The sequence below is a fragment of the Microbacterium sp. Z12_35 genome (genome assembly GCF_058310475.1).
This window is the reverse complement of the sequence record NZ_JBZEGJ010000001.1, coordinates 274,343-299,683: the sequence shown is the minus strand read 5'-3', so window position 1 is coordinate 299,683 and position 25,341 is coordinate 274,343. Positions and strand designations below refer to the sequence as shown.

Annotated in this window: 26 protein-coding genes and 1 tRNA gene; 9 read left to right on the top strand and 18 right to left on the bottom strand. The window is 70.2% G+C overall.

Features of this window, described 5'->3' with window-relative positions; translation table 11 throughout:
• Nucleotides 1-220: 220 nt before the first annotated feature.
• From phoH2 to AC4FS1_RS01505, 3 genes are all read right to left on the bottom strand, one after another.
• Nucleotides 221-1,555: an RNA 5'-3' helicase PhoH2 gene (phoH2, locus tag AC4FS1_RS01515; RefSeq protein WP_491155622.1), complete on the bottom strand. Its 1,335-nt coding sequence runs from the start codon at nt 1,553-1,555 to the stop codon at nt 221-223.
• A 230-nt stretch (nt 1,556-1,785) separates the two neighbouring features.
• A complete protein-coding gene (locus AC4FS1_RS01510) occupies nt 1,786-2,895 on the bottom strand; it encodes an aminotransferase class V-fold PLP-dependent enzyme (protein WP_491152039.1) in 1,110 nt (369 codons plus the stop codon).
• Between the two features lie 52 nt (nt 2,896-2,947).
• Complete coding sequence (locus AC4FS1_RS01505) at nt 2,948-3,733, bottom strand: isoprenyl transferase (protein ID WP_491152037.1); 786 nt, start codon at nt 3,731-3,733, stop codon at nt 2,948-2,950.
• 68 nt (nt 3,734-3,801) lie between these two features.
• On the opposite strand from AC4FS1_RS01505, the gene trhA reads away from it, so the two are divergent.
• Entirely contained in the window at nt 3,802-4,542 is a 741-nt protein-coding gene (gene trhA / locus AC4FS1_RS01500; protein ID WP_491152036.1) for a PAQR family membrane homeostasis protein TrhA, read from the top strand.
• A gap of 27 nt (nt 4,543-4,569) precedes the next feature.
• On the opposite strand, the gene AC4FS1_RS01495 is transcribed toward trhA, so the two are convergent.
• A complete protein-coding gene (locus AC4FS1_RS01495) occupies nt 4,570-4,854 on the bottom strand; it encodes a hypothetical protein (protein ID WP_491152035.1) in 285 nt (94 codons plus the stop codon).
• A 64-nt stretch (nt 4,855-4,918) separates the two neighbouring features.
• Here AC4FS1_RS01495 and AC4FS1_RS01490 point away from each other — a divergent pair, with 64 nt between their 5' ends.
• Nucleotides 4,919-5,314 carry a DUF4307 domain-containing protein gene (locus AC4FS1_RS01490; RefSeq protein WP_491152033.1) on the top strand — a complete coding sequence of 132 codons (396 nt, stop codon included), beginning with the start codon at nt 4,919-4,921 and terminating at the stop codon, nt 5,312-5,314.
• Between the two features lie 91 nt (nt 5,315-5,405).
• A complete protein-coding gene (gene greA / locus AC4FS1_RS01485; protein ID WP_491152032.1) occupies nt 5,406-5,897 on the top strand; it encodes a transcription elongation factor GreA in 492 nt (163 codons plus the stop codon).
• Between the two features lie 4 nt (nt 5,898-5,901).
• On the opposite strand, the gene ilvA is transcribed toward greA, so the two are convergent.
• Together ilvA and AC4FS1_RS01475 are read right to left on the bottom strand one after the other, a co-directional pair.
• Nucleotides 5,902-7,158, bottom strand: coding sequence for a threonine ammonia-lyase (gene ilvA / locus AC4FS1_RS01480; RefSeq protein WP_491152030.1), 1,257 nt, complete (start codon nt 7,156-7,158; stop codon nt 5,902-5,904).
• Nucleotides 7,155-8,354, bottom strand: coding sequence for an AI-2E family transporter (locus AC4FS1_RS01475; protein ID WP_491152028.1), 1,200 nt, complete (start codon nt 8,352-8,354; stop codon nt 7,155-7,157). Before AC4FS1_RS01475 ends, ilvA begins: the two co-directional genes overlap by 4 nt.
• Nucleotides 8,355-8,415: 61 nt before the next feature.
• Here AC4FS1_RS01475 and AC4FS1_RS01470 point away from each other — a divergent pair, with 61 nt between their 5' ends.
• Nucleotides 8,416-9,687 carry a winged helix-turn-helix domain-containing protein gene (locus AC4FS1_RS01470; RefSeq protein WP_491152026.1) on the top strand — a complete coding sequence of 424 codons (1,272 nt, stop codon included), beginning with the start codon at nt 8,416-8,418 and terminating at the stop codon, nt 9,685-9,687.
• Nucleotides 9,684-10,592, top strand: coding sequence for a hypothetical protein (locus AC4FS1_RS01465; protein WP_491152025.1), 909 nt, complete (start codon nt 9,684-9,686; stop codon nt 10,590-10,592). Before AC4FS1_RS01470 ends, AC4FS1_RS01465 begins: the two co-directional genes overlap by 4 nt.
• On the opposite strand, the gene AC4FS1_RS01460 is transcribed toward AC4FS1_RS01465, so the two are convergent.
• From AC4FS1_RS01460 to AC4FS1_RS01445, 4 genes are all read right to left on the bottom strand, one after another.
• On the bottom strand, nt 10,593-11,687 hold the full coding sequence (locus tag AC4FS1_RS01460) for a DNA glycosylase AlkZ-like family protein (RefSeq protein WP_491152023.1): 1,095 nt from the start codon (nt 11,685-11,687) through the stop codon (nt 10,593-10,595). It lies immediately after the preceding gene.
• A gap of 3 nt (nt 11,688-11,690) precedes the next feature.
• Nucleotides 11,691-12,260 (bottom strand): LemA family protein, encoded by a 570-nt coding sequence (locus AC4FS1_RS01455; RefSeq protein WP_491152021.1) that lies wholly within the window; start codon nt 12,258-12,260, stop codon nt 11,691-11,693.
• An 83-nt stretch (nt 12,261-12,343) separates the two neighbouring features.
• A complete protein-coding gene (locus AC4FS1_RS01450) occupies nt 12,344-13,654 on the bottom strand; it encodes a D-arabinono-1,4-lactone oxidase (protein WP_491152019.1) in 1,311 nt (436 codons plus the stop codon).
• On the bottom strand, nt 13,651-14,868 hold the full coding sequence (locus AC4FS1_RS01445) for an alanine racemase (protein ID WP_491152017.1): 1,218 nt from the start codon (nt 14,866-14,868) through the stop codon (nt 13,651-13,653). Before AC4FS1_RS01445 ends, AC4FS1_RS01450 begins: the two co-directional genes overlap by 4 nt.
• Before the next feature lie 104 nt (nt 14,869-14,972).
• On the opposite strand from AC4FS1_RS01445, the gene AC4FS1_RS01440 reads away from it, so the two are divergent.
• The 4 genes from AC4FS1_RS01440 to AC4FS1_RS01425 all read left to right on the top strand — a co-directional run bounded on the left by AC4FS1_RS01440 (nt 14,973) and on the right by AC4FS1_RS01425 (nt 17,899).
• Nucleotides 14,973-15,566 carry a sulfite oxidase-like oxidoreductase gene (locus AC4FS1_RS01440; protein WP_491152016.1) on the top strand — a complete coding sequence of 198 codons (594 nt, stop codon included), beginning with the start codon at nt 14,973-14,975 and terminating at the stop codon, nt 15,564-15,566.
• Complete coding sequence (locus AC4FS1_RS01435) at nt 15,563-16,285, top strand: FAD-binding oxidoreductase (RefSeq protein WP_491152015.1); 723 nt, start codon at nt 15,563-15,565, stop codon at nt 16,283-16,285. The genes AC4FS1_RS01440 and AC4FS1_RS01435 overlap by 4 nt, the downstream gene beginning before the upstream one ends.
• Complete coding sequence (locus AC4FS1_RS01430) at nt 16,285-16,569, top strand: DUF6510 family protein (protein WP_491152013.1); 285 nt, start codon at nt 16,285-16,287, stop codon at nt 16,567-16,569. Before AC4FS1_RS01435 ends, AC4FS1_RS01430 begins: the two co-directional genes overlap by 1 nt.
• A gap of 127 nt (nt 16,570-16,696) precedes the next feature.
• Complete coding sequence (locus AC4FS1_RS01425) at nt 16,697-17,899, top strand: ice-binding family protein (RefSeq protein WP_491152012.1); 1,203 nt, start codon at nt 16,697-16,699, stop codon at nt 17,897-17,899.
• Between the two features lie 358 nt (nt 17,900-18,257).
• On the opposite strand, the gene AC4FS1_RS01420 is transcribed toward AC4FS1_RS01425, so the two are convergent.
• The 8 genes from AC4FS1_RS01420 to AC4FS1_RS01385 form a co-directional block, all read right to left on the bottom strand.
• Nucleotides 18,258-18,333: transfer RNA gene (locus AC4FS1_RS01420), tRNA-Leu, on the bottom strand.
• A 27-nt stretch (nt 18,334-18,360) separates the two neighbouring features.
• Entirely contained in the window at nt 18,361-19,770 is a 1,410-nt protein-coding gene (locus tag AC4FS1_RS01415; protein ID WP_491155621.1) for an NAD(P)/FAD-dependent oxidoreductase, read from the bottom strand.
• Between the two features lie 26 nt (nt 19,771-19,796).
• The gene (locus AC4FS1_RS01410) at nt 19,797-21,068 is read right to left on the bottom strand and encodes a S8 family serine peptidase (protein WP_491152010.1); all 1,272 of its coding nucleotides are present in this window, start codon (nt 21,066-21,068) and stop codon (nt 19,797-19,799) included.
• Nucleotides 21,065-21,583: a DUF501 domain-containing protein gene (locus AC4FS1_RS01405; protein WP_491152008.1), complete on the bottom strand. Its 519-nt coding sequence runs from the start codon at nt 21,581-21,583 to the stop codon at nt 21,065-21,067. Before AC4FS1_RS01405 ends, AC4FS1_RS01410 begins: the two co-directional genes overlap by 4 nt.
• A 54-nt stretch (nt 21,584-21,637) precedes the next feature.
• The gene (locus AC4FS1_RS01400; RefSeq protein WP_491152006.1) at nt 21,638-22,147 is read right to left on the bottom strand and encodes an FtsB family cell division protein; all 510 of its coding nucleotides are present in this window, start codon (nt 22,145-22,147) and stop codon (nt 21,638-21,640) included.
• Between the two features lie 33 nt (nt 22,148-22,180).
• Nucleotides 22,181-23,461 (bottom strand): phosphopyruvate hydratase, encoded by a 1,281-nt coding sequence (eno, locus tag AC4FS1_RS01395; RefSeq protein ID WP_491152004.1) that lies wholly within the window; start codon nt 23,459-23,461, stop codon nt 22,181-22,183.
• A gap of 93 nt (nt 23,462-23,554) precedes the next feature.
• The gene (locus AC4FS1_RS01390; RefSeq protein ID WP_491152002.1) at nt 23,555-24,235 is read right to left on the bottom strand and encodes an O-methyltransferase; all 681 of its coding nucleotides are present in this window, start codon (nt 24,233-24,235) and stop codon (nt 23,555-23,557) included.
• Nucleotides 24,232-25,284, bottom strand: a complete 1,053-nt coding sequence (locus tag AC4FS1_RS01385) for a DUF1648 domain-containing protein (protein WP_491152000.1) — start codon at nt 25,282-25,284, stop codon at nt 24,232-24,234. Before AC4FS1_RS01385 ends, AC4FS1_RS01390 begins: the two co-directional genes overlap by 4 nt.
• Nucleotides 25,285-25,341 lie beyond the last annotated feature (57 nt).

Here is a 25,341-nt window from a genome sequence, read left to right as displayed (position 1 = left end):
CTGGGGGAACTCCGGGCGCATCGATCTCGTTACCCGAAAGCGATGACTCCTTCTTCGTGGGTGGACCCTTTCGGGTCCGTACCTCTCGAGGGGGGTACCCGCCACAGGGGCGGCGCGAGACTTCACTCGCGATGCTGTAATTTTCCGCCAGATTCGTGAGAGCAGGCGGAGCGGCGCGTGAGAGTGCTCTCATGTCGCGGTTCCGCCCGTCCCGACCCCCTCACGACAGCTCGCCGGCCTCCAGGAGGTCCGTGACCAGTGCCGCGATCGCCGAGCGCTCCGACCGGGTGAGCGTCACGTGCCCGAAGAGACCGTGGCCCTTGAGCGTCTCGATGACGGAGGCGATGCCGTCGTGCCGGCCGACGCGGAGGTTGTCGCGCTGGCCGACATCGTGGGTGAGGATGACGCGCGAATTCTGGCCGATGCGGCTGAGCACCGTCAAGAGCACGTTCCGCTCGAGCGACTGCGCCTCATCCACGATCACGAACGCGTCGTGCAGCGACCGACCCCGGATATGGGTGAGCGGCAGTACCTCGAGAAGTCCCCGTGCGAGGACTTCCTCGAGGACGTTCGCCGACACGACCGACCCGAGCGTGTCGAACACTGCCTGACCCCACGGGTTCATCTTCTCCGCGGCATCGCCCGGGAGGTATCCGAGCTCCTGCCCTCCCACCGCGAACAGCGGGCGGAAGACGATGATCTTCCGCTGTTGCTGACGCTCGAGAACCGCCTCGAGGCCGGCGCACAGCGCGATCGCCGACTTGCCGGTGCCCGCACGCCCGCCGAGGGAGACGATGCCCACGTCGGGGTCGAGAAGCAGGTCGATGGCGATCCGCTGCTCCGCCGAGCGGCCGTGCAGGCCGAAGACCTCCCGGTCACCACGGACGAGACGGTAGGCGCCCTCCCCCGTCACGCGCCCGAGGGCCGACCCGCGCTCGGAGTGGATGATGAGGCCGGTGTTCACCGGCAGTCCGATGACATCGGGGCTGGAGGCGACCTCCGACTCGTACAGATCGCTCATCTCATCACCACCGACGTTGAGGTCGGCGATGCCGGTCCATCCCGAATCCACTGCCTGCTCGGCGAGGTACTCCTCGGCGTGAAGGCCGAGCGAGGCGGCTTTGACGCGCATCGGGAGGTCCTTGGAGACGACCGTCACCTCCGTCCCGTCCTGCGCCAGGTGCATGGCGACGGCGAGGATGCGCGTGTCGTTGTCGCCGAGCCGGATCCCCGTGGGCAGGACCCCCGGGTCGGTGTTGCTCAGCTCGACCCGCAGCGTGCCGCCGGAGCCCACCGGCACCGGGAAGTCGAGGCGGCCGTGCTCGACACGGAGACCGTCGAGGTGACGGAGCGCCTGCCGCGCGAAGTAACCGAGCTCCGGGTCGTGGCGCTTGCCCTCGAGCTCGGTGATCACCACGACCGGGATGACGACGGAATGCTCGGCGAAGCGGAAGAAGGCGCGTGGGTCGCTCAGGAGGACCGAGGTGTCGAGAACGTAGGTGCGGAGATCCTGCTCCGTCGGCAGCTCCTCCACGGTGACGGTGTCTTCGCTGATGGTGCTGCCGTACTGGTTCGGTGCTGCGTGTGCGGTCACAACCCACTCCCGACCCGGGTTCTGCACCCGGCAGTCTCGAGTCGACCGTTGGTTGCGAGTCGCGATCCTAGAGGCCGACCCGACCGGGCGCCTTGCCCGATGCGATCACCGTACGACCGGCCTCGGACGCGCCTCTCCTCCGACACGCCACGGGATTGTGTCGGGGACGTGAATTCGGCGTGTCGGGGCGTTCAGCCCGCCGCGAAGTCGGCCAGCGCGTCACCCAGCATCCGCAGTGTCCCGGCGTCCGTGCCCGCGTGCGGGGACACCCGCACGAGGCCCGACCGGGTGCGCGTGGAGAGCCCGTGGTTCGCGAGTGCGGCGACGAGAGCCGCCGCATGCTCGGGCGCGGGCGCGAGGGCGACGATCCCCGCACGGCGCGCCGAGTCCCGCGGCGTGGCGACCGGAACGCCGTACCGATCCGCCAGACGGATGACGTCCCCGGCGCGCGCGGCAACCGCCTCGGCGACCGCGCTCACCCCGACCGCATGCAGTTCTTCCACGCTGGCGGCGAGCCGGCTGGCCGCCAGCGGGTCGGCGGCGGTCACGGTGAACCGGACGGCACCGGCCGCTGCGGGGGGCACCTCATCCAGCGGCAGCGAGCTGCCCGTTCCCGCGAAGCCTGACAGGCGAGGGATGAGGCGCTCCAGGGCTCGATCGGAGAAAGCGGCGAACCCCGTGCCGCGTCCGGCCCGGAGCCACTTGTAGCCGTTTCCCGCCACGACATCGGCGGCAGCGTAGTCGGCCTCCACCACGCCGAATCCCTGCATGGCGTCGACGATGAGCAGCCGGTCGCCCACGGCGTCGCGGAGCGCCGTCAGGTCGGCGGCGTACCCGGTGCGGAAATCGACGAGGCTGACCGCCAGCGCCGAGACGTCGTCGGTGAGCGCGGCGCGGATAGCGTCCGGGGTGACGAAGCCGGAGGGCGGCTCGAGCCAGCGGACGCCGGCGCCGCCCACCGCCTCCGCGCGAGCGGCGGTGACGGTGAGGCTCGGGAACTCCGCACGGGACACCAGAAGAGTGCCACTCAACCCGTACAGCGCCTGCTGCAGCCCGTAGGTGGTGGAGGGCTGAAGGACGACATGGTCCTGATCGGTGGCGAGCAGGTCGGCCAGGAAGGCGCGGGCGCGCGTCTCCCGTGCGGCTACGAACTGCATCCCCGACGGCCGCCCGGAGGCGAGCTGACCCAGGTCCGCCGCCGCCTCATCCCGCACAACGGGCGACAGCGGGCCGAAACTGGCCCAGTCGAGATATCCCGGCTCGATGTCGAAAGACGTCAGATAGCCGTCGAGAGCTGTCATGACAGGCATTCTGACATCGGCCGGATCCGGCCGGGGATCGCGTCCGGCGCCGTCAGCTGCCGAAGCGGCGGTCGCGGTCGGCGTAGTCGCGGATGGCGCGCAGGAAGTCCACCTCGCGGAGGTCGGGGCCGAGGGCCTCGACGAAGTAGAACTCGCTGTGCGCGCTCTGCCACAGGAGGAAGTCGCTGAGTCGCTGCTCACCGGAGGTCCGGATGACGAGGTCCGGGTCCGCTTGGCCACCGGTGTAGAGATGCTCGCCGATCTGCTCGGGAGTGAGGCTGGCGGCGAGCTCCTCCAGCGAACCGCCCTCCTTGTCGTGCTGCGCGATGATGCTGCGTACCGCGTCGACGATCTCGCTCCGGCCGCCGTAGCCCACGGCGAGGTTCACGTGCAAGCCCGTGTGGGCACGCGTCCGGTCCTCCGCGTCGCCGAGAACGCGGGCGAGTTCTGCCGGCAGGAGGTCGGCACGTCCGACGTGCTGAACCCGCCAGTCCGGCTCGTGGGAGATCCCTTCGGCGAGGTCGGCGATGATCTCGATGAGATCGGTCAGCTCCCGCGAATCACGCTTGCGGAGGTTGTCGGTGGACAGCAGGTAGAGCGAGACGACGCGGATGCCGAGGTCATCGCACCAGCGCAGGAACTCGCGCATCTTCGCAGCACCGGCCCGGTGCCCGTGCGCTGCCGTCTCGTAGCCGAGCTGACGTGCCCATCGCCGATTCCCGTCGATCATCATCGCGACGTGGTGGGGCACGGTCTCGGGCCTCAGGCGCCGGCGGAGGCGTTTGCTGTAGAGCCGATAGAGCAATCCCCTGCCCTGATTGCTGCGGCCGCCGGTCACGGCCTCTACGCTACCGTGCGGCTACGCACGTGCCGCGTCCGGAATGTGCCTGCGCGTAGGCTCGTAGCGTGACCCGCCGCACACCTCGCACCGACATTCCCACGGACGGGGCCGGTGTTCCCGAGCTGCCGCTCATCGACGCCGGCGCGGTCGGCGCGCAGAGCGAAGTCAAGCCCACGTGGCGCGGCTGGATCCATGCCGCAACCCTCCCCGTCGCGATCATCGGCGGCGTCATCCTCATCTCGGTGGCGCAGGGTGCCCCGGCGAAGTGGGCCTCGGTGGTGTTCCTGGTCACCTCGATCCTGCTGTTCGGCAACTCGGCGCTCTACCACCGGCTGGACTGGAAGCCGAGAACGAGAGCGATCCTCAAGCGCATCGACCACGCGAACATCCTGCTGTTGATCGCCGGCACGTATACGCCGATGGCCGTGCTCGCGCTCCCCACCGACAAGGCGATCATCCTGCTCTCGGTGGTGTGGGGCGGAGCGATCGCCGGGATCTTCTTCCGCATCTTCTGGCTGAACGCTCCGCGCTGGCTGTACGTCGCGCTCTACCTCGCCCTGGGATGGGCCGCGCTGATGTACCTGTTCGACCTCTTCGACGCCAACGCCGCGATGATGACGCTGGTCCTCATCGGCGGCCTGCTCTACACCGCCGGGGCGATCGTGTACGCCATGAAGCGCCCCAACCCGTGGCCCGGGCACTTCGGCTTCCACGAGATCTTCCACGTGTGCACGGCACTGGCGTACCTCTGCCACTGGACGGCGATCCTGCTCATCGTGCTGCATCCGGCGTACCACGGCGGCTGACTCTCGGAGCCCTGCCGCCGGCCGGTTTCATCGCCGCGCGGGGTCATCCTCGGGGTCGATGTCCTGGTCGTCCGCGCTGGTCGCCTGCGTCGCGGCGCGCGCCTGTTCTTCCGCGTCGAGTTCGGCGGCGATGTCTTCCCGGTAGCGACCGCGCCGGATCCGCCGCAGCATGTCGAAGACCAGCAGAGCAACCGCGAGAGCCAGGAGGGCGATCACGGCGAAGCCCCACGGCCCGGGGGTCACCAGCTCCGCCGGAGGCGCGGTCGGCTCTGGCGTGCGGGTGACCGCGGCGGCGATGAGCGCGTCGTACATGGGTCCTCGTTCCGCGCCGGAGCGCATAGCCTGGAGTGACAAGCCTAGAACGCCCCGAGGAATGATGACCACGCAGCACATGCTCGACGAGCGATATGGGCGAACCCGCTCCCGCCGGCGTCGGATCACCGGATGGGTGATCGTCGGCGTGATCGCCTCCGCCCTGGTGCTCGCTCTCGGGTGGTCAACCGTGTCACAGACCATGAACGCCGTGGATGTCGTGGGAACCGGGTACGACGTCGCCGACGAGCGCACCGTGACGGTGACCTTCCAGGTCACCGCCCCGCCCGGCGCGGGCCTCGCTTGCGTGCTGGAGGCGCAAGACGAGGAGCATGGCATCGTCGGATGGCGGGTCGTGGAATATCCGCCGGCCGACGGGCACGGCCGCGTGTTCGCGGAAACCATTCCGACGGTCGCGCTGGCCACGACAGGTTTGGTGAACAGCTGCTGGGTCACCTAAGCTGTTCGGATCATGACGCCCTGGCCTGAGCCGGGGCGTTTCCGTATCCCGGGCCGGCCCACGCCGGCTCACCGAGGCGAAGGAGAGCGACGTGTCCAGTGACGCACCCGAGACGTTCCTCACGCAGGACGCCTACGATCGGCTCGCTACCGAACTCGAACACCTTTCTACGACCGGACGCGAAGAGATCGCCAAGCGCATCGAGTCGGCGCGCGAGGAGGGCGACCTCAAGGAGAACGGCGGCTATCACGCAGCCAAGGACGAGCAGGGCAAGCAGGAAGCGCGCATCCGCACACTGCAGCACCTGATGAAGAACGCGAAGGTCGGCGTTGCGCCCCAGAGCACCGGCGTCGTGGAGCCCGGCACTGTCGTCACGGCGATCGTCGCCGGCGGCGAAGAGGTCTTCCTCCTGGGCAACCGGGAGATCGCCGTGGACTCCGAGCTCGACGTTTACAGCGAGGCATCCCCCCTGGGCGCCGCGATCATCGGCATGCGGGAAGGCGATAAAGGCTCCTACACGGCGCCGAACGGGCGTGAGATCCCGGTCGAGGTCGTGAAGGTCGAGACCTACTCCGGGCAGTGACGATTCAGTCGGCGGCGATCGTCGGCACGAATCCCGCGGCCTCGAGCGTCGCCATCACCAGCGCCTGGTGCTCGGCGCCGCGCGTTTCCACACTCAGCTGCAGGATCACCTCACTGATCTGAATACCCTGGCCATGGCGCGTGTGCAGCACCTCGATCACGTTCGCGCCGACGTCGGCGAGCAGCGCCGACACCCGGGCGAGCTGACCGGGACGGTCGGGCAGCGGAATGCGCATCGTCATGTAGCGCCCGGATGCGGCGAGCCCGTGCGCGACCACGCGCTGCAGCAGCAGCGGGTCGATGTTGCCGCCGGACAGGATCGTGACGGTCGGACCGATGGCGGGGACCTTCCCCGCGAGGATGGCCGCGACCCCCACAGCGCCGGCGGGTTCGACGACCTGCTTCGCACGCTCGAGCAGCACCAGGAGGGCGCGGGCGATGTCGTCCTCGGTGACGGTGACGACCTCGTCCACGTACTCGCGGATCATCGCGAAGGGCAGATCCCCCGGTCGGGCCACCGCGATGCCGTCGGCGATCGTCGGACGCGTGGACACCTCCAGCGGTTCCCCGGCCGCGAGGGACGAGGGATAGGCGGCGGAGTTCTCCGCCTGCACGCCGATCACGCGGACGGTACGGCCGACCGCGGCAGCGCGCATCTTCACCGCGGCGGCGACGCCGGCGGCAAGCCCTCCCCCGCCGATTCCCACGACGACCGTCGCGAGGTCGGGCAGCTCGTCGATCAGTTCGAGACCGAGGGTTCCCTGCCCGAGCACGATGTCGGTGTGGTCGAACGGGTGGATGAGCACGGCGCCGGTGCGCTGGGCGTGCTCCGCCGCCAACCGCAACGGAGTCTCGACGGTCGCGCCCTCGAGGATGACCTCCGCGCCGTATCCCCGCGTGGCGAGGAGCTTCGGCACGGGCACACCCAGCGGCATGAAGATCGTGGCCGGAATGCCCAGCTGCTGCGCGGCGAGTGCGACGCCCTGGGCGTGGTTCCCCGCGGAAGCGGCCACCACGCCGCGGGCGCGCTCGTCGGCGGTGAGTCGTGAGAGCCGGTAGGTGGCGCCGCGGATCTTGAACGATCCCGTGCGCTGCAGATTCTCCAGCTTCAGATGAACCGGTACGCCCAGAACCTCGCTGAGGTGCTGGGACTCGTCCTGGGGGGTGCGGAAGATGATTCCGCGGAGCATCTGCGCGGCGTCCTGGAAGCCCGCCAGCGTCGGAACCGCCACAGAGGCGGACGTGGAAGCGGAAACGCTCATGCGACTCTCCTCCCGCGCCGCGGCACGGTTCTCCAGATCAGATCAGCCGTCGGCGGTGGTGCGCTGCTGTCCCCCGCCCGCCGGCTCAAGTACACCGCGACGACGTTCACGAACGCGGCCAGCGGTACGGCGAAGAGGGCACCGGGGATGCCACCGACCATGGCTCCCCCCGCCACCACGAGGACCACCGCGAGGGGGTGCACCTTCACGGCCGACCCCATGAGCAGCGGCTGCAGGACGTGACTCTCGAGCTGCTGGACGCCCAGCACCACCACCAGCATCCAGAAGGCGATCCACGGGCCGTTGTAGACCAGGGCGACGAAGACCGCGACGGCGCCGGTGACCACCGCCCCGACGAACGGCACGAACGCGCCGAGGAAGACGAGCACGCCGATGGGGATGGCGAGAGGAACACCGAGGAAGAAGGCCCCGAGCCCGATCCCGACCGCGTCGATCGTCGCGACGAGGAGCTGGGTCCGCGCGTAGGTGACGACCGTCGCCCATCCCGCGCGACCCGCGCCGTCCACGGCGGGACGTGCGGCGCGGGGGAACAGACGCGTCGTCCACCGCCAGATGCCCCCACCGTCGGCGAGGATGCACAGCAGGATGAAGAGGGTGAGCAGGATGCCCGTGGCCACGTGGCCGACGGTGCTGCCGATCGCCAGGGCACCCGACAACAGCAGCTCGGCCTGCTCCTGGAGGAAGCCGAGCCCTTGCGACAGTGCGTCGTCGATCTGTTGCGCCGTCAGGTGCATCGGCCCGTCGATGAGGTACTGCCGCAGCTGGCCGACGGCGTCGACGGTGCGATCGCGGACTTCGCCCCACTCCCGGGTGATCTGCCACACGGCCAGCCACAGAAGTCCCGAGACGATCGCGAGGGTGCCGAGCACCGAGATCACGATCGCGAGCCACTTGGGCCACCGGTGCCGCAGCATCCACGAGAGCGCGGGCCAGAGCAGGGCCGACACGAGGATGGCGATGAGCAGCGGGATGACGAGGAGCTTCAGCTGGATCACGAGCCAGATCGCCACACCCGTGGCCGCGGCCAGCACCAGCAGTCGCCACGCATACGCTGTGGCAACCTGCAGTCCCCGCGGGACGAGGGGAGCGGCGGGGTCCGCGGTCACGGCGGCGGCGGCAGGGCGTCGCGACGCATCGAAGAACGAGCCGCGCTGTTCGGGACCGGAGCCGCTCATCACGCCAGTCTAAGCGTCGCGCCCGCCGCGCGGTGTCGGCGCCCGGAGCTAGGCTCGGGGGGTGAGAGCCACGCTGAGCGCCGCCGAGGCACGCCGGGTGGCCCTCGCCGCACAAGGGTTCTCGCGACAGCGTGACGAAGAACCGGGAACACGTCGCCTGTCCGCAGCGATCCGTCGCATGGCGACGCTGCAGATCGATTCCGTGAACGTGTTCGCGCGCTCGCACTACATGCCGCTGTTCTCCCGCCTGGGACCGTATGACACGGCGGCGCTGGACCGGCTGCTCTTCGCCCGCCGGGCGCCGTACGTGGAGTACTGGGCACACGTCGCCTCCTTCATCCCCGCTGAGGACTGGTCGCTCTTCGCCTTCCGGATGCAGGCCTTCCGCGAGAAGTACTCCTCCCCCGGCTCATGGCTCACCACGCACGCCGATACGGTGGCCTGGGTGCGCCGGGAACTGGCCGGCCGGGGGCCCCTGCGACCCGCGCAGATCGAGAGCGACCTGTCGCGCGGGGCACGCGGACCGTGGTGGGACTGGGGGCAGGTCAAGCAGACGCTGGAGCACCTCTGGCTGTCCGGCGAGGTGGCGATCGCGGGTCGCCGCGGATTCGAACGGCGCTACGCCCTCGCCGAGGACGTGATTCCCGGTGCGGTGCTGGCGAATCCCGTGCCGCGTGCCGATGCCGTCCGCGAACTCGTGCGGCGCGCGGCGCGCGCGTACGGTGTCGCCACCGCATCCGACCTCGCCGACTACTGGCGCATCCGCGACCGCCCTGCCGTGCTGCAGGCGGTCGGCGACCTCGTCGACATGGGCGAGCTGTCCCCGGTCACCGTCGCCGGGTGGGCGGTGGGCGGACGCCCCGCACGGGCGTGGCTGCATCGCGACGCCGTCGTGCCGCGCGAGACCGACGTCACCGCGCTGCTCACGCCGTTCGACCCGTTGGTGTGGTTCCGCGACCGAGCCGAGCGCCTCTTCGATTTCTCGTACCGCATCGAGATCTACACGCCCGCCGCGCAGCGCCGGTACGGCTACTACTCGCTGCCGGTCGTCGTCGGCGATGACGTGGTGGGCCGGGTGGATCTCAAGGCCGATCGTGCGGCCAGCACCCTCCGGGTGCAGTCGGCGTGGTGGGAGGCATCGCGCCCTCCCGATGCCGCCGAGCGCCTGGCCGCCGAACTACTGCGTGCGGCTCGGTGGCAGGGCCTGGAGCACGTGTCGGTGTCGCGCTGGGGCGATGCCGTCGACGACCTGGCGAGGGCTCTCCCCACGGCCGGCCGGCATGAGCGGGCCGATGCCGAGGCGGTGGCGCTCACGCCCGAGGAGCCGGTGTGAAGCGGCGCACCGCGGTGGCGCTCGCCGCCGCCGCGGTGGCGCTGGTCGCCGCGGCGCTCGTCCTGTGGTCCACGACGCGGCCGACCGGTCCGGAAGACGCTGCCCGGGCGTATCTGGCCGCGCTGGAAGACGGAGACCCCCGGGCGGTCGCCGGCTCCCTCGCCGACGTTCGCGGGACCGACCACGAGCGACTTCTCGCCGCCTTCGCCGCCGCGATCTCGTATCCCGAGGCTCCGCGCGTCGAGGAGCTCGACGGAGACGCCCGCACCGCCGCGGTGCAGGCGACGGCGACCCTCGACGGAGCCGAGCGGCGGATCTCGTTCCGGATGGAGCAGATCGACGGGCGATGGCAGGTCACCGACGGCTTCCTTGCCCACGTAGAGATCAGCACGACGATCGGCGCAGCCGTCCGCGTCGGAGACGTGCTCCTCGCCACGGGCACCACGTCGCTGCTCCCCGCGGTGTACGAGTTCGCGGCCGCGCCCGACGGGCTCGTGACCGGGGGCGCGACGACCGCCGTCTCGAACGACCAGGCGACCGAGGTGCACGTCGACGCCTCGTTGACCGCGGATGCGACGGCCCGGGCGCAGGCTCAGATCGACGCCTATGCGACCGCGTGCGCGAGCGGCGGCACGGAGGTTCCCGAGGCCTGCGGACTCCGCATTCCCTGGGCCGCCGATCTGGCCGCAGCCACACGCTTCGCGTTCCGCGTCGAGCAGCTCCCCGCCGTGGCGATCGCCCCGGATGCACGCTCGTTCGAGGCGACCGGGGGTGTGATCGTCGCGACCGTCAGCGGCACGGATCGCGGTGGCGCGCCGGCCGTGTTCACCTACCGCAACGACGCCTGGTCGCTGCGCGGCGAGGTCCGTGTCGACGGTAGCGAGATCCTCCTCGGCGTGCACTGATCACGCGCGCTCGCTTCCGATCACCTCGAGACCGAGCCACCGGGCCAGGTCGTCGATCTCGGCGAGGACCTCCGCGGTCTCCTCCTCGGAGAACGGCCGGTCTTCGTGCAGCGCCGTGACGCGGAGCACGCCCGACTTGGCATCGGCCTTCGCGTCGAGTTTGCCGATCAACTCGTCCCTGACCAGCACCGGGAGCGCGAAGTATCCCCACCGTCGCTGGGCGGCCGGCTTGTACATCTCCAGGAGGTACTCGAAGCCGAACAGCTCCTGAGCGCGGGTGCGGTCGGACACCAACCGGTCGAACGGCGACACGAGAGCGGCGCGTCCCGCCCACTCGTCCAGGAGGGCCAGAGCCGCCGCATCCACCCGCCAGCGCCCGGGGACGCCGTGCACCTCCGCCTCCTCCCCGACGTCGCCCCCATCGATGGGGTCCCCCCGTTGGGCCAGCGAGCCGGCCCGCGCCAGACCGAGGGAGCGGAGCCGGTTCTCGGCTCGGCCGCGAGCGGCGGTCTCGTCGTCGACATCGGGCAGGTCGTCGGGATAGACGCGCTCGGCGAGATCCCAGAGGCGCTGCCGCCCATCCCGCCCAGAGATCGCGACCTCGCCGCGCAGCGCGAGGAACTCCAGCATCTGTGTCACGTTGCGGGCATTGGTCCATCCGGTCGACGGCCACGCCACGGCACTGGTGTCAGGGATCTCTCCGGTGCGCAGCGGCCCGCCGTCGCGGAGCAGGTCGAGCACATCACGCTGGAAGGTCGCGTTGGCCTCCAGCCATTCACGGTGCTTTCGGTATGTCGGCCACGCGCGCATCTGCGGGCGGTACAGCGGCAGATCCTCCATCGGGCGGTAGAAGCCGCCCCACTGAAAGACGGTGCGGTCGATCTCCACGGCACGGGCGAGGTCAGCGGGCTGGTACGGCCAGCCGATCCGGCTCCACAGGATGTGGTCGGCGCTGGGCGCGATCGCCGGGGTCGGATCGATGCTGATCAGCCGGAGCGCGTCGAGCGTTTCAAGGATGTCGGCCGGGCGCTCCGCATCCAGTCGCTGAGCGCGCACCGCAAGACGCCGCGCGTCCCGCGGGGCGAGGCGGTGCACCGATCAGAACTGAACGCGCGGGGGCTCGGAGATGGCAGCCCCGTCGACGACCTCGAAGAACTCCCGCTCGGAGAAGCCGAGGTTCCGCGCGAAGAGGTTGTTCGGGAACACCTTGATCTTGGTGTTGAGCTCCCGCACGCCGCCGTTGTAGAAGCGGCGAGACGCCTGGATCTTGTCCTCGGTGTCGACGATCGACTGCTGCAGCTGCAGGAAGTTCTGGCTCGCCTGGAGCTGGGGATAGGCCTCCGCGACCGCGAAGATCGACTTCAGCGCCTGCTGCATGTGCCCTTCGGCGAGACCGGCCTCGGCGGGCCCGCCCGCCGACAGCGTCTCGGCACGCGCGCGGGTCACATTCTCGAACACGGCCTTCTCGTGCGCCGCGTACCCCTTGACCGTCTCTATGAGGTTCGGGAGGAGATCAGCGCGGCGTTTGAGCTGCACGGTGATGTCGCTCCACGCTTCGTCGACGCGGACATTCAACTGCACGAGCGAGTTATACGTCGCCCAGAGGTAAATGCCGGCGATCACAATGATCGCGACCACGATCAGGACAGGGATGAGCCATTCCCACATGTCCAAGTCTCCGTTCGATGAGTGCCCCTCATCCTAATGGGGGCGCGCCACCCGTTCCTGGCCGAGTTCCCATCTCCCAGTCGTTACCCACCCAGGACACGGTCCAGGTAGGCGTTGGAGAAGACGCGCGCCGGGTCGAGCCGATCACGGGCGGCGATGAACTCGGGGAATCGCGGGTAGCGGGCGCGGAGCTCGTCGGCGTCCAGCCCGTGCTCCTTGCCCCAGTGCGGCCGGCCCCCGTGTGCCACCATCAGGTCTTCCACCGCGGCGAAGTACTCGCTGGGGTCTTCTCGCCAGTAGCGGTGCACCGCCAGATACGCGCTGTCCCGGCCGTACGCCGTCGACAACCACCGATCATCCGCCGGCGCGACGCGCACCTCGACGGGAAAGGAGATCCGCCAGCGACGCTCGGCGATGAGGTTCTGGATGTCGCGGAACGCCGGCACGAGCCGTTCGAGGGGCACCGCGTACTCCGACTCGCGAAAGCGCACCGTGCGGCGCTGGGTGAAAACCCGTGCCGAGTGGTCGACGTAGGTGCGGTTGCCGAACGTCTGCCCGGCGATCCGAGCGACGGGCGGCACGACGGCGGGAACCATGGCCCCGGCCGCACACGTCATGCGGTAGACGCCGTTGGCGAGGAACGTCTCATCCACCCACCGGCGTGCGGCCGGCATCGGTCGGCGCACCCCGTGCTCGGGCAGGCGCGTGTTGGTCTTGGTGACCGCCACGTCGGTGCCGGGGAACCAGTAGAACTCGAAGTGGTCGGCCTCCACCCGCTCCCCGATGCCCCGCAGGGTCTCCTCGAGGGGCTCCGGCCGTTCCACGGCCTCCAGGAGAAACGCCGGAACGCACTGCAGCGTCACCTCGACGAGCACACCGAGTGCCCCGAGCCCCACGGCGACGGCCGGAAGCAGCGCAGGCTCGGAGGTCTCATCGACCGTCAGCAGCGAGCCGTCCCCGGGAACGAGGGTGACCCCGACCACCTGCGTCGAGATACCGCCGAAACGCAGCCCGGTGCCGTGGGTTCCCGTGGAGATGGCGCCGGCGATGGTCTGCCGGTCGATGTCGCCGAGGTTCGGCATCGCCAGGCCGTAGGGGGCGAGGAGGCCCGGGATCTCCCAGAGGCGCGTTCCCGCGCGCAGCGTCACCCGGGCGCGCTCGCGGTCGACCGCCACGACCCCCCGGAGGTCGGACAGGTCGACGAGAACGTCCGGGGCGACGGCGATCCCGGAGAAGCTGTGGCCGGCGCCCACGGCCTTCAACCGCAGGGACCGTGCGGCGGCGGCCGTGACCGCACGGCGCACGGCCTCCACGCTGGACGGGTATTCCACGCGGGCGGGGCGCGCCGAGTGATTACGCGCCCAGTTGCGCCAGATCCCGCCGGGCCGGGTCACAGGAACGCCCGGCCCTCGCCGCGGTAGGTGGGGAGGTCGCCGCGCACCGCACCGCTCTCCACCAGGTGATACCGGTCGACGCGCTCGGCGAGCTCTCCGCTCTTGGCATGACGGAACCACACCCGGTCTCCGATGGCGAGCTGTCGAGCCGCGGCACCCTGCAACGGCGTCTGCACCTCTCCCGCCGCTTCACGCCCGAGCGGGCGCAAGCCGGCCGGCCACGCCGGCAGCGGCTGGCGTGAGGCCAGCGGGGGCCCGGAGGCGATCCACCCTCCGCCGAGCACCGTGGCGATGTCGGGCAGGGGCTTGCGCACCACGTCGAGCCCGAAGGCGGCTGCGGGGGCGGGAGAGAACGCCTGATACCCGTCGAACAGGTGCCCGGCGAGGAGCCCCGAACCGGCGGTCACCTCGGTGACGGCCGGCTCCGCGACGGTGCGCTCCAGCGATCCGGTGCCGCCGCCGTTGACGAACTCGAGGTCGGCGATCTCGCGGACATCGCTGACCACGATCGCGCGCCGCTCCGCGAGCTCAGCGACGGATCGCCGCTGCATCCACCGGATCACCCGGTCGCCGGCGCCCACGGCGTCGGGCTGCCCGGCCACCTGCGCCTCGTACATCATGAGACCGACGAGGCGGAAGCCGGGCCGGGCCGCGATGCGACGGGCGAGCTGCACGACCTCTGCCGGGTGATGGAGCGGCGACCGGCGGACGCCGATGTGACCGAGCGGACCGCGCCAGGAGGCATCCACGTCGATCGCCACGCGGATCTCCGCGCGGGAACCGGGTGCGGCGACCGCATCGACGATATCGAGGTGGGCGACGTCATCGACCATGAGGGTGATCCGTGCCGCGGCCCGCTCATCCGCGCCGAGCGCCGCGAGGGCGGGGCGGTCGGCGACCGGGTAACCCAGAACGATGTCGTCGTGGTTGCCGGCGAGCCACAGCGCTTCGGCAAGCGTGAAGGCGAGGATGCCGCGATATCCGGGAAGCGCCAGTACGGCGTCGAGCAGGCCGCGGACACGCACCGACTTGCTGGCCACCCGGATCGGCACCCCGCCGGCGCGCACGAGCAGGTCTGCGGCGTTGTAGCGGAGGGCCTCGAGCGAGATGACGGCGACGGGAGCGGGGAGGGACGCGGTGGCGGCATCGATCGCGGCCCAGTGCGCCGATCCCGCGTCAGCCGATGACCGACCGCCCAGAAGGTCGAGAGTCACGAGGCGTTCCGCAGCCCACACATGAAGACAGCCTAGAGCGGAGCCGGATTCATCCCCTACGCTGTGCCACAAGGCTCTCCTCACCCCCGATCCGGGAGGTTTCCATGGCCGTATTCTCGCGAGGTTTCGGCGCCCGTCGGCGCGAATCCGACCCCGCCCTGCCACCGGGCCAGTACCTCACGGGGGATTTCCCCGTCCTCTCGGCAGGCCCGACGCCGCGCATCGACACGGCGGAGTGGGCGTTCACGATCCGCAACGAGCACGGGGTCTCCCGCACGTGGACGTGGGACGAGTTCATGGCCCTTCCGATCGAGGACGTCAGCACCGACATCCACTGCGTGACGCGCTGGTCCAAGTTCGGCACCTCGTGGCGCGGGGTGTCCCTCGATACCCTCCTGGCTGAGGTGGACACCGACCTCGAATATGCGATGGCCCACTCCTACGGCGGGTACACGACGAACGTGCCGCTGGAGGACCTCACGGACGGCAAGGCCTGGATCGCCTTCGAGTTCGGCGGCGAGCCGCTCGATCCGGAGCATGGGGGGCCCGCCCGTCTGTTGGTGCCGCACCTGTACTTCTGGAAGAGCGCGAAGTGGGTGCGGGGCCTCACGATGCAGGACCACGACGACCCCGGGTTCTGGGAACAGAACGGCTACCACCTCCACGGCGATCCCTGGCGCGAGGAGCGCTATTGGTGACGGTGCGCGGGTGGTCGCCGGCGCGGATCGCACAGATCGAGCAGGCGACCCCGACGGCGCGGATCCTCCGCGTGCACGTCCCCGGCTGGCCGGGGAACCTCCCCGGGCAGCATCTCGACCTGCGCCTCACCGCCGAGGACGGCTACCAGGCCGTGCGGTCGTATTCGATCGCGTCCTCCGGGCCGGGCGAAGACGTCGAGATCGCGATCGACGAGGTGCCGGACGGAGAGGTGTCCCCCTATCTCGTGCGGGACGTGCAGCCCGGTGACGAGCTGGAGATCATGGGTCCGCTCGGCGGGTTCTTCGTCTGGCACGACGACGACCCCTCCCCCGTCCAGCTCATCGCGGGCGGGTCGGGCATCGTGCCGTTGCTGGCGATGGCCCGCGCTCGCGCGGCGTCCCCCTCTTCCGCTCCATTCCGGCTGCTGTACTCGGTGCGGACGCCCGAAGACGCGATGTACCGCGGCGAGGTCGCAAGGCTGGATGCGGCGGGCATCCCCGTCACGTGGGTCTACACGCGCTCCGGCCCTCCGGGATGGCCGGGACGGGTCGGGCGGGTCACCCCCGACGTCTTGCGCGCGCACACCGCGTCGTCCGAGACGTCACCCTCGGTGTTCGTCTGCGGCCCGACAGGCTTCGTCGAAGCCGCCGCATCCGCCCTCGTGCAGCTCGGTCACGATCCGGCGCGGGTTCGCACCGAGCGATTCGGAGGCACCTGATGACCCCTTCTCACCCTGCACCCAGTGGTCCGGTTCGCGTCGTCGACGGCAACGCGCTGGCGGGGATGCTGGGGACCTCTCTCGCTGTCGATCCGACGATGCTCGCCCTGACGTGCGGCCACTGCGGGGATCAGTTCGTCCTCGCCGAGACGGTGGTCGAGCGCGAGCCGCGGTCGGCGCTGGTGCGCTGCCGCGGGTGTACGCATACCCTGTTCTCGCTCCTGGCGGACGACGACGGCCTGATCGTCCGCATCGGCACGCTCGACCTCCGCTTCCCCTCCTGACGCACCCTCGTCGACACGCGCGATCGGCGTGTGACCGACCCACTCAGGGTGGTCGGGATATGGTGGGAGCGCGCGGGTGTCAACGATGCCCCCAATGCGCTTCTTCCTCCCAGGTAGGCATCCCCCCATGGCCAGCACGATCTCGCCACGTCCCTTTTTCGCGCTCGCAGCCACCCTCGGGTTGGCCGTAGCAGCCACTTTCGGTATCTCTACAGCCGCGTCTGCGGCGACCGTCATCAGCGGCCCCATCGACCTCGGCACGGCCGAGAGTTACGGCGTCCTCGGAGCCACCGGCGTCACCAACACCGGCCCCACCGTCATCAACGGTGACCTCGGCGTGTCACCGGGCACCTCGCTTACGGGATTCACCGGTGCGCCTACCGGCGGAGAGGTGGATGGCGAGACCTACCAGACCGATACGGAAGCTGCGCAGGCGCAAGCGGACGCCCTCACGGCGTACAACGTCGCCGCTTCCCTCTCCCCGACCCGGTTGGGGATGGGCGAGCTGGCCGGTCAGAGCCTCGCACCGGGGGTGTACACGGGCGGAGCGCTGGCACTGTCCGGCGGCAACCTCACTCTGGCCGGGAGTGCCAGCTCCGTATGGGTCTTCCAGGCCTCCTCCACTCTGACGATCGGTTCGGGCGCCAACATCCTCTTCACCGGCGGCGCGTCCTCCTGCAATGTGTTCTGGCAGGTCGGCTCGTCCGCCACGATCGGCACAGGCGCCGCATTCGAGGGCACTGTCCTCGCCAATACGTCGATCACGGCGAACACCGACGCGACCATCGCCGGTCGGTTGATCGCCCTGAACGGCGCTGTCACGCTGCAGTCGAACGTAATCACCCCGGCGACCGGGTGTACGCCGGGAACCGTGTCCGACACACCCGCCCCGGAGATCACCTCCGGTGAGCCCACGGACGCCACCGCCGGCACGCCCTACTCGTTCACCGTCACAGCGGAAGGCACGCCTTCACCGACGTTCACCGTCACCCAAGGGAGCCTCCCGGCCGGGCTCAGCCTGGACAGCACGACCGGCGTCATCTCCGGCACCCCCACCACCCCGGGATCGAGCACCTTCACCGTGACCGCCGGTAACGCCCAATCACCGGACGCGAGCGCGATCTACGAGATCACCGTGGCGCCCCCGGCTCCCATCGTGGCGCCGGTGCCACCCTCGGGCACCGCCGGCCTCCCCGCGACCGGTGCGGAGAACCCGGGCGAATTGGCCGCGTCGGGAGGCAACGCGCTCTCACCGGTCGCCGGCGTGCTGCTGCTCGTCACCGGCGCGGCGTTCGTGCTGTTCTCCCTCCGTCGACGCCTCTCCACGTAGAAGGCGCCACTGACACGAAATCACGAAACCCCCGTCGGCTCGCGGCCGGCGGGGGTTCCTGACGTCACGGGAACGATCCCCCGCGGTTCGCGCGGCCAGCTGCGGCGGGAGAAGCCAGGGGGACCTTGTTCCCGGGACTTCCGACGCTGGTCCGATGTCGGGGGTGCCGTCCACAATCGAAGCTGGCCGGACTTTGGGGACCGGCTTCCGTAGGGATCGAGCATCAGTCGAGGTGCGCGCGGTGACGCTTCACGGGCGTTCCAGGGACGTGCGCACCTCGTCTGAGATCGGGGAGTGCGAAAGGCCCCCACCGACCGAAGTCGATGAGGGCCAGGATGCTTGATACTCCGCGGCGGGATGGTACCCCCGGTGGGACTCGAACCCACACTGTGGCGATTTTAAGTCGCTTGCCTCTGCCATTGGGCTACGGGGGCGGGACGTGCCCGCTCCCACGTTAGCGCTCAGCCCTGGGCGGCGAGCTTCTCGCTCTTGGCGGGCTTCGCGGTCTTCGCAGCGGGCTTCTTCTCCTCGACAGCGGCAGCGGGCTGCTGCGGGCGCGGACGAGCTGCGAACTCCTCGAAGACGTAGCGCGGGGTCTGCACGGCCTCGAGGTTCACGATGTCGCGGCCGAGCCACAGGTTGTTCCACCAGCCCCACAGGACGCGCCACTTGCGCTCCCACGTCGGCATGGCCAGGCCGTGGTAGCCGCGGTGCGCGACCCACGCCAGGATGCCCTTGATGGCGAGGTTGCCCGACTGGAAGACGCCGTTGTACAGGCCCAGGCCCGCAACCGCGCCGAGGTTCTTGTGGTAGTACTCCTTGGGCTCTTCGCCGCGGAGGACCGCCGTGATGTTCTTCGCGAGGAGCTTGCCCTGACGAACGGCATGCTGGGCGTTGGGAACACAGAATCCCCCCACGCCTCCGCCGGTGAGATCGGGAACGGCCGAGACATCGCCGGCGGCCCAGGCACCTTCGACGGCCTCTTCGGCCGTCCCGACGCGCAGGTCGGGACGCGTGCGGATACGGCCGCGCTCCTCGACGGGGAGGTCGCTGCCACGGACCACCGTGGGGTTCGCCATGACGCCGGCGGTCCACACGATGATGTCGGTGGGAATGATCTCTCCGGTGGACAGCTCGACGTTGCCGTCGACGGCTCCGGTGACCTGCGTGTCGAGGTGCACGTAGGCGCCGCGCTTGGCGAGGTCTTTCAGCACCCACTCGCTGGTCTTCAGCGACACCTCGGGCATGATGCGACCCATCGCCTCGACGAGGTGGAAGTGCGTCTCCTCGAAGGAGACCTGCGGGTAGAACTTCAGCAGGGAGGAGGCGAACGAGCGCAGCTCGGCGATGGCCTCGATGCCTGCGAACCCGCCGCCGACCACGACGACGGTCAGCAGTCGCTCCCGGGCGGGGCCGGGGGGAAGGACGGACGCCTTGTCGAAGTTGGACAACATGAGATCGCGGACGGCCACGGCCTCTTCGATGGTCTTCAAGCCGATCGCGTTGTCGGCGATACCCGGGATCGGGAAAGTGCGCGAGACCGCGCCGGCGGTGACGACGATCTGGTCGTATTCCTGCTGCCACGGTTCGCCCGCGATCGGGGTGAGCGTGGCGACCTTGTGCGCATGGTCGATTCCCGTCACCTTGGCGGCGAGGACGGTTGTCCGCTTGAGGTGACGACGCAGCGGCACGACGGCATGACGCGCCTCGATGGAGCCGGCGGCGACCTCGGGCAGGAACGGCTGATAGGTCATGTAGGGCAGCGGGTCAACGATCGTGACCTCCGCCTCTCCACGGCGAAGCTGCTTCTCCAACTTCCACGCGGTGTAAAAGCCTGCGTATCCGCCACCGACGATGAGGATTTTTGGCACGGTGCTGGTCACGGTGGAAGGAACTCCTAAGTGGGTGGGCGGCTCGGCGTGCGAGACTCGCGTGCCAATCGAATGCGCCGGGCGGCAGCGCTGAAGCCGAGCACAATCATTATAGACGCCACGGTACCCGCCGCGAGCGGAAGGCTCCCATAGCGCAGCGTCTCCTCGCTCGGAAGGAGCGGATGACCGGCCGGTGACGCCTCATCCGCCTCGGCGAGGGGCGGCACGACGACCGGCCCGACGGTGGGCTGCGGCGCCGGCTCGGCGTCGGCCCGGCGGTACAGACGGATCCACTCCCGGAGGTCGCCGACGGGGTTCGCGTCCACGGACGGAACGCTTGCCGTCACCGCCGCCGCGGCGTTCACGAGCCCGTATCCGTACAGCACGTCCGGGTGGGAGCCGGCCCCCACCGCGGGGGTGGCCGTGCTGATGAGGCGGTTCAGAACGTTGTTGGCATCGAGGGTGGGATGCGCTGCCCGCACGAGCGCGGCGATCCCTGCGACGATCGGCGCCGCGCCGCTCGTTCCGTTCCACTGCACGAGAGAACCGTCGGCCGACACGCCGATGAGTCGCTCGCTGGGGGCGGAGACGCCGATGGTGATGCCCTGGGTGGAGGCGTCGACGCTCGCGGTACCGGTGGGATCGACCCCGCCCACGGTCAGTACGCCAGGGATCGTCGCGGGGGCACCGACGCGGGTGGTGCCGCTGCCGCGGTTTCCCGCGGCCACGACGATGACGACATCGTGGTCGAACGCGTACAGAAAAGCGTCATCCCACGACGGATCCCACTCGAGGGTGTTGGTCGTGAGCGACATGTTGATGACATCCGCGCCGTTGTCCACCGCCCAACGGATGGCACCGGCGATCTGGTCCTTCACCGGAACCGAGCGCCCGGCGATGTCGATCGAGATCGACAAGAGCTCGGCCTCGGGTGCCACACCGATCATGCCCCGGCCCTCGCCCGTCCCGCGGGCGCCGGCGAGGGAGGCCACCCAGCTGCCGTGGTTCGCGTTGGTCCCGCCGATCGGCTCGCGTCCGTCGGGGCTGCCGAGCTCCGACATATCCGTTCCGTCCACAACGCCGGCGAACTCGACCGGAGTACGCCCGACACCCGTGTCGATCACGGCGATGCGGACCCCCGCTCCCCGCGTGGTCTTCCACGCCTCACGGACGCCGTACTGGTCGAGCCAATACTCCCCCGCGCGCACTGGATCCGTCGGATCCTCCGGCACCGATGCTGCACCGATGAGGGTTCCCGTCAGGACGAACGCAGCCACGGCTGCGGCGAGCTTCTTCACCCCGCAGCTCCCGGCGAGGCGCAGGTGCAGCGCTGCGGCGACCAGGACGAACGCTCCAGGGCGAGGTCCCCGATGGGGTTGACCCCCGGTCCGGCCGCGAGGGCGTGGCCGGCGAGGGCATGCAGGCATTTCACCCGCGTCGGCATCCCCCCGGCGGAGATGCCGGCGATCTCCTCGGGTTCGCCGTACGCGGCACGGTCGCGCAGGTACGCCTCGTGAGCGCGGTGATAGGCCGCGCGCAGGTCTTCCTCGGCGTCGAGGTCGTCGCTGAGTTCGCGCATCACGTGGTCGGCTTCCAGCGCCGACATCGCGGAGGTCGCACCGGGGTGGGTCAGGTAGTAGAAGGTCGGAAACGGCGACCCGTCCGCGAGGCGCGGCGCGGTGGCGACGACCACCGGGTTGCCGCACACGCAGCGTGCTGCGATGCCGACGACATCGCGGGCGGGGCGTCCGAGTTGCTCGCGCAGCACGGCGAGATCGGCGTCGGATGCGGGCGGCAGAGGGGGGGTGCTCATCCCCGCCAGGCTACCGTTCCCGGCTGCAAGGGTGCTGGTCCCTGCCTCGCGAGGTCACGGGGTCGGTGCCGGCAGAGGTACGCCGATGGTGGGCGCCGCCGTGCGCGCGAGCCCGGCGGTCGCCACGGAGCGGACGAGCTGCGACATCCAGTCGGTGCGGGTCTGGGCGACCTCGTCGCTGACAGCCCCCTCCTCCTGTGGCAGTTCGGCTGCGGGCAGGTCGTTGTCGACGAGGTACACCACCTCGCCCGGGCGCACGTAGTACAGGCGCTCCCGCGCCTGCGTCGTGATGTAAGCCGGGTCGGTCCAGCGTTCGCGCTGCGCCTCGAGGTCGGCGACCTCCTGCTCTCCGACCTCGACCGCTTGCCGGAGAGCCGCGATCTGCTGACGCTGGTCGACATAGGTGCCGACGGTGGGCACCAGCACGAAGGCGGCCAGCACCACGAGCCCGAGCATGATGACCATGAACCCCGACAGGCGGATGCCGCCCAGCCAGGCCCGGACGTCGACACGCTCCGGTGCCGGCGCGGACGTGCGAGAGGGGGGAACCTGTCCTCGAGGCACAGTTCCCCCCTCTCGTCGACGCTTCGCTCTTGGTTACGCGGTGTAGCGCGGGAACGCCGAACGACCGGCGAATTCCGCCGCGTCGCCCAGTTCTTCCTCGATACGCAGAAGCTGATTGTATTTCGCGACCCGCTCGCTGCGGGCGGGCGCGCCGCTCTTGATCTGTCCCGAGTTCACAGCGACGGCCAGGTCGGCGATCGTGGTGTCCTCGGTCTCCCCCGAACGGTGCGACAGCATCGTGGTGTAGCCCGAGCGGTGGGCCAGGTCGATGGCATCGAGCGTCTCGGAGAGCGTGCCGATCTGGTTCACCTTGACCAGCAGGGAGTTGGCCGCTCCTCGTCGGATTCCTTCGGCGAGGCGCTGGGGGTTGGTCACGAACAGATCGTCACCGACCAGCTGCACCCTCTTACCGAGCCTTTCGGTCAGCGCGGTCCAGTTGTCCCAGTCATCCTCCGCGAGCGCGTCCTCGATGGTGACGATCGGGAACGCGTCGACGAGCTCGACGTAGTAGTCGGTCAGCTGCTCGGCGGTCCAGTCCCTGTTGTCCAGGCGGTACACACCGTCGGAGAAGAACTCGGTGGCCGCCACATCCAGACCCAGTGAGATCTCGGTGCCCGGGGTGAAGCCGGCCTTCTCGATGGCGCGGACGAGGAACTCCAGCCCCTCGCGGTTGCTGGGCAGGTCGGGGGCGAAACCGCCCTCGTCGCCGAGGCCCGTCGCGTAACCGGCGGCCTTCAGCTCACCCTTGAGCACGTGGTACACCTCGGTGCCCCAGCGCAGTGCCTCGGAGAAGCTCGAGGCGCCGATGGGCGCGAGGAAGAACTCCTGCATGTCGATGCCGTTGTCGGCGTGCTCGCCGCCGTTGATGACGTTGAACAGCGGCACCGGGAGGAGGTGCGCGTTGGGGCCGCCGAGGTAGCGGAACAACGGCAGGTCGGCGCTGTCGGCGGCCGCCTTGGCCACCGCGAGGCTCACGCCGAGGATCGCGTTCGCACCGGAGCGCGACTTGTTCTCGGTGCCGTCCGTCTCGATGAGGATCTCGTCGACGATGCGCTGCTCACTGGCTTCGACGCCCTCCAGCGCCGGGCCGAGCTCATCGATCACCGCGGCGACGGCCTTCAGGACGCCCTTGCCGCCGTAGCGGCGCTTGTCGCCGTCTCGCAGTTCGTACGCCTCGAACGCACCGGTGGATGCTCCGGACGGGACGGCCGCGCGCTGGACGATGCCGTCATCCAGCAGCACCTCCACCTCGACGGTCGGGTTTCCGCGCGAATCAAGAATCTCGCGCGCGTTGACAGCCTCGATAAGTGCCACGAAGGACTCCCTAAAGGTTCGGGGGTGAGGTTTGCGGAGCGTCGTCGGTCCGCGGTCGAGTCTAGTGATGCAGGCGCTGCGCCACAGCGGGCCTCAGGATGCGGCGTCGGTCAGGAGAGCGATGGCGACGCCGTCCCAGCCCTTGCGGTCCAGGGTCTGCAGCGCTGTGGCGTCGAAGCGCGCATCAGTGCCCAGCATCTCGAGACCGCGGCGGACCCCCTCGATCTGCGATCCCTTGTCGGTGAGGTCTGCGACCTTCCCCGAGCGCACGACGTTGTCGACCATGACGACGGTGCCTGGGCGCCCCAGGCGTGCGGCCCAGTCGAGATAGATCGTGTTGGACTCCTTGTCGGCGTCGATGAAGACGAGATCGAAGGGCGCCTCATCCGCCAGGGTGGGCAGCACGTCGGCGGCTCGCCCCTCCCGCACCTCGACGCGCTCGGCGACCCCCGCACGTTCCAGGTTCGCCCGTGCCACGGCCGCATTGCGCGGCTCGGCCTCGATGCTGATCACCCGGCCGTCGTCCGGCAGCGCGCGCGCGAGCCAGATCGTCGAGTAGGCGCCGAGGGTGCCGATCTCCAGCACCCGTCGCGCGCCGGCCAGCCGGGCCAGCAGGTGCAGCAGCTTTCCGTTGAGCGGGGCGACCTCGATCGCGGGGAGGCCGGCGGCCTCCTGGTCGGCGATGGCCTCCTCCAGGTCGGGGTCGTGCCCCACGAGAGTGTCGGTGAGGTAAGCGTCGACGTGCGTCCAGGTGTCGGAGGTGGGTCCGGTCATGCCTCCAGACTTCCCACGCCGCCGCGCCCGGTCAAGCCCGCGCGCCGCTCGACGAGCGCTTGGAGCAGGGCGGCACCGGTGGCGGCGTCGTCGACGGTCACGACGAACTGCCGCCCGTCCTGGCGGGTGATCTGGATCGCCTCGCCACTGCGGGTGACGATGCCGAAGCGCCCGGGCGTCCAGCGCCAGCCCCACCCGCCGAACTCGCCCATCGCGTTGACGAAGACGACGCGGGCCGCCCGGATGTCGCTCGATGCGACATGCCAGCGTGGCACGCCGACCATGCTCCGGACGACGAGCCCGGTGTCGTCGATGACCACGCGGTGGGCGAGCACCGCAATGACCAGGAGCACGAGCGGCACGCCCGTCGCGAGGACGACCCACCCCGCCGCGCCGCTGCCGGTGGCCAGGAGCCCCCCGCCCGTGCCGAGCACCGCCACGGCGATGCCGACGAGTAGGAGAGCGGGTCCGCGGGACGTCGTGGCGGTGCGCGCCCACACCGCGCTCTCGTCCGCGGCGATCGGCAGTGGCTCGACCGCGACGCCCTCCTCGGGGATGTCCTGCGCACGCGGCTGGGCGAACCATCCGGCGATCGCGGCCAGGACCCCGGCGCTGAGCCCCGCCAGCAGCGGGAGGCCGAGGGGCGGCGCATCCGGCGCAGCGGGGTCGGTCTGCAACGCCGCGAGGGCCGTCGCCAGGACGCTCAGGAAGGCGACCGTGGCCAGCAGGAGTGCACCGACGAACCGCAGCTGACTCCCGGCGACCCCGGTGCGCGCGTGCGCCCGCGTGGCGGCCCGCTCGCCGGCGAGCACCATGCCGCCGAGGAGAAGCACGAGCGCCACCCCCAGCACGAGTGTCAAGGCGGGGAACGACCACGCCGGTCCGTAGCCGTCCGGCTCGCCCGCGGCGTTCCAGTGGATCGCGACAGTCTCGGGCAGCCTCGGGAGCAGGGCCGCCTGCACGGCCGCGGCGACCACGGTGATGACGAGCGGCGCGATGATGGCGACGAGCACGAAGCGGCGGCGGGGGTGGGCTGCAGAGCGGGTCACGAGGTCTTCCTTTCCTTCGGCGCGGCGTGCGGCGCTCGGGGGCACCGAGACCGGGGC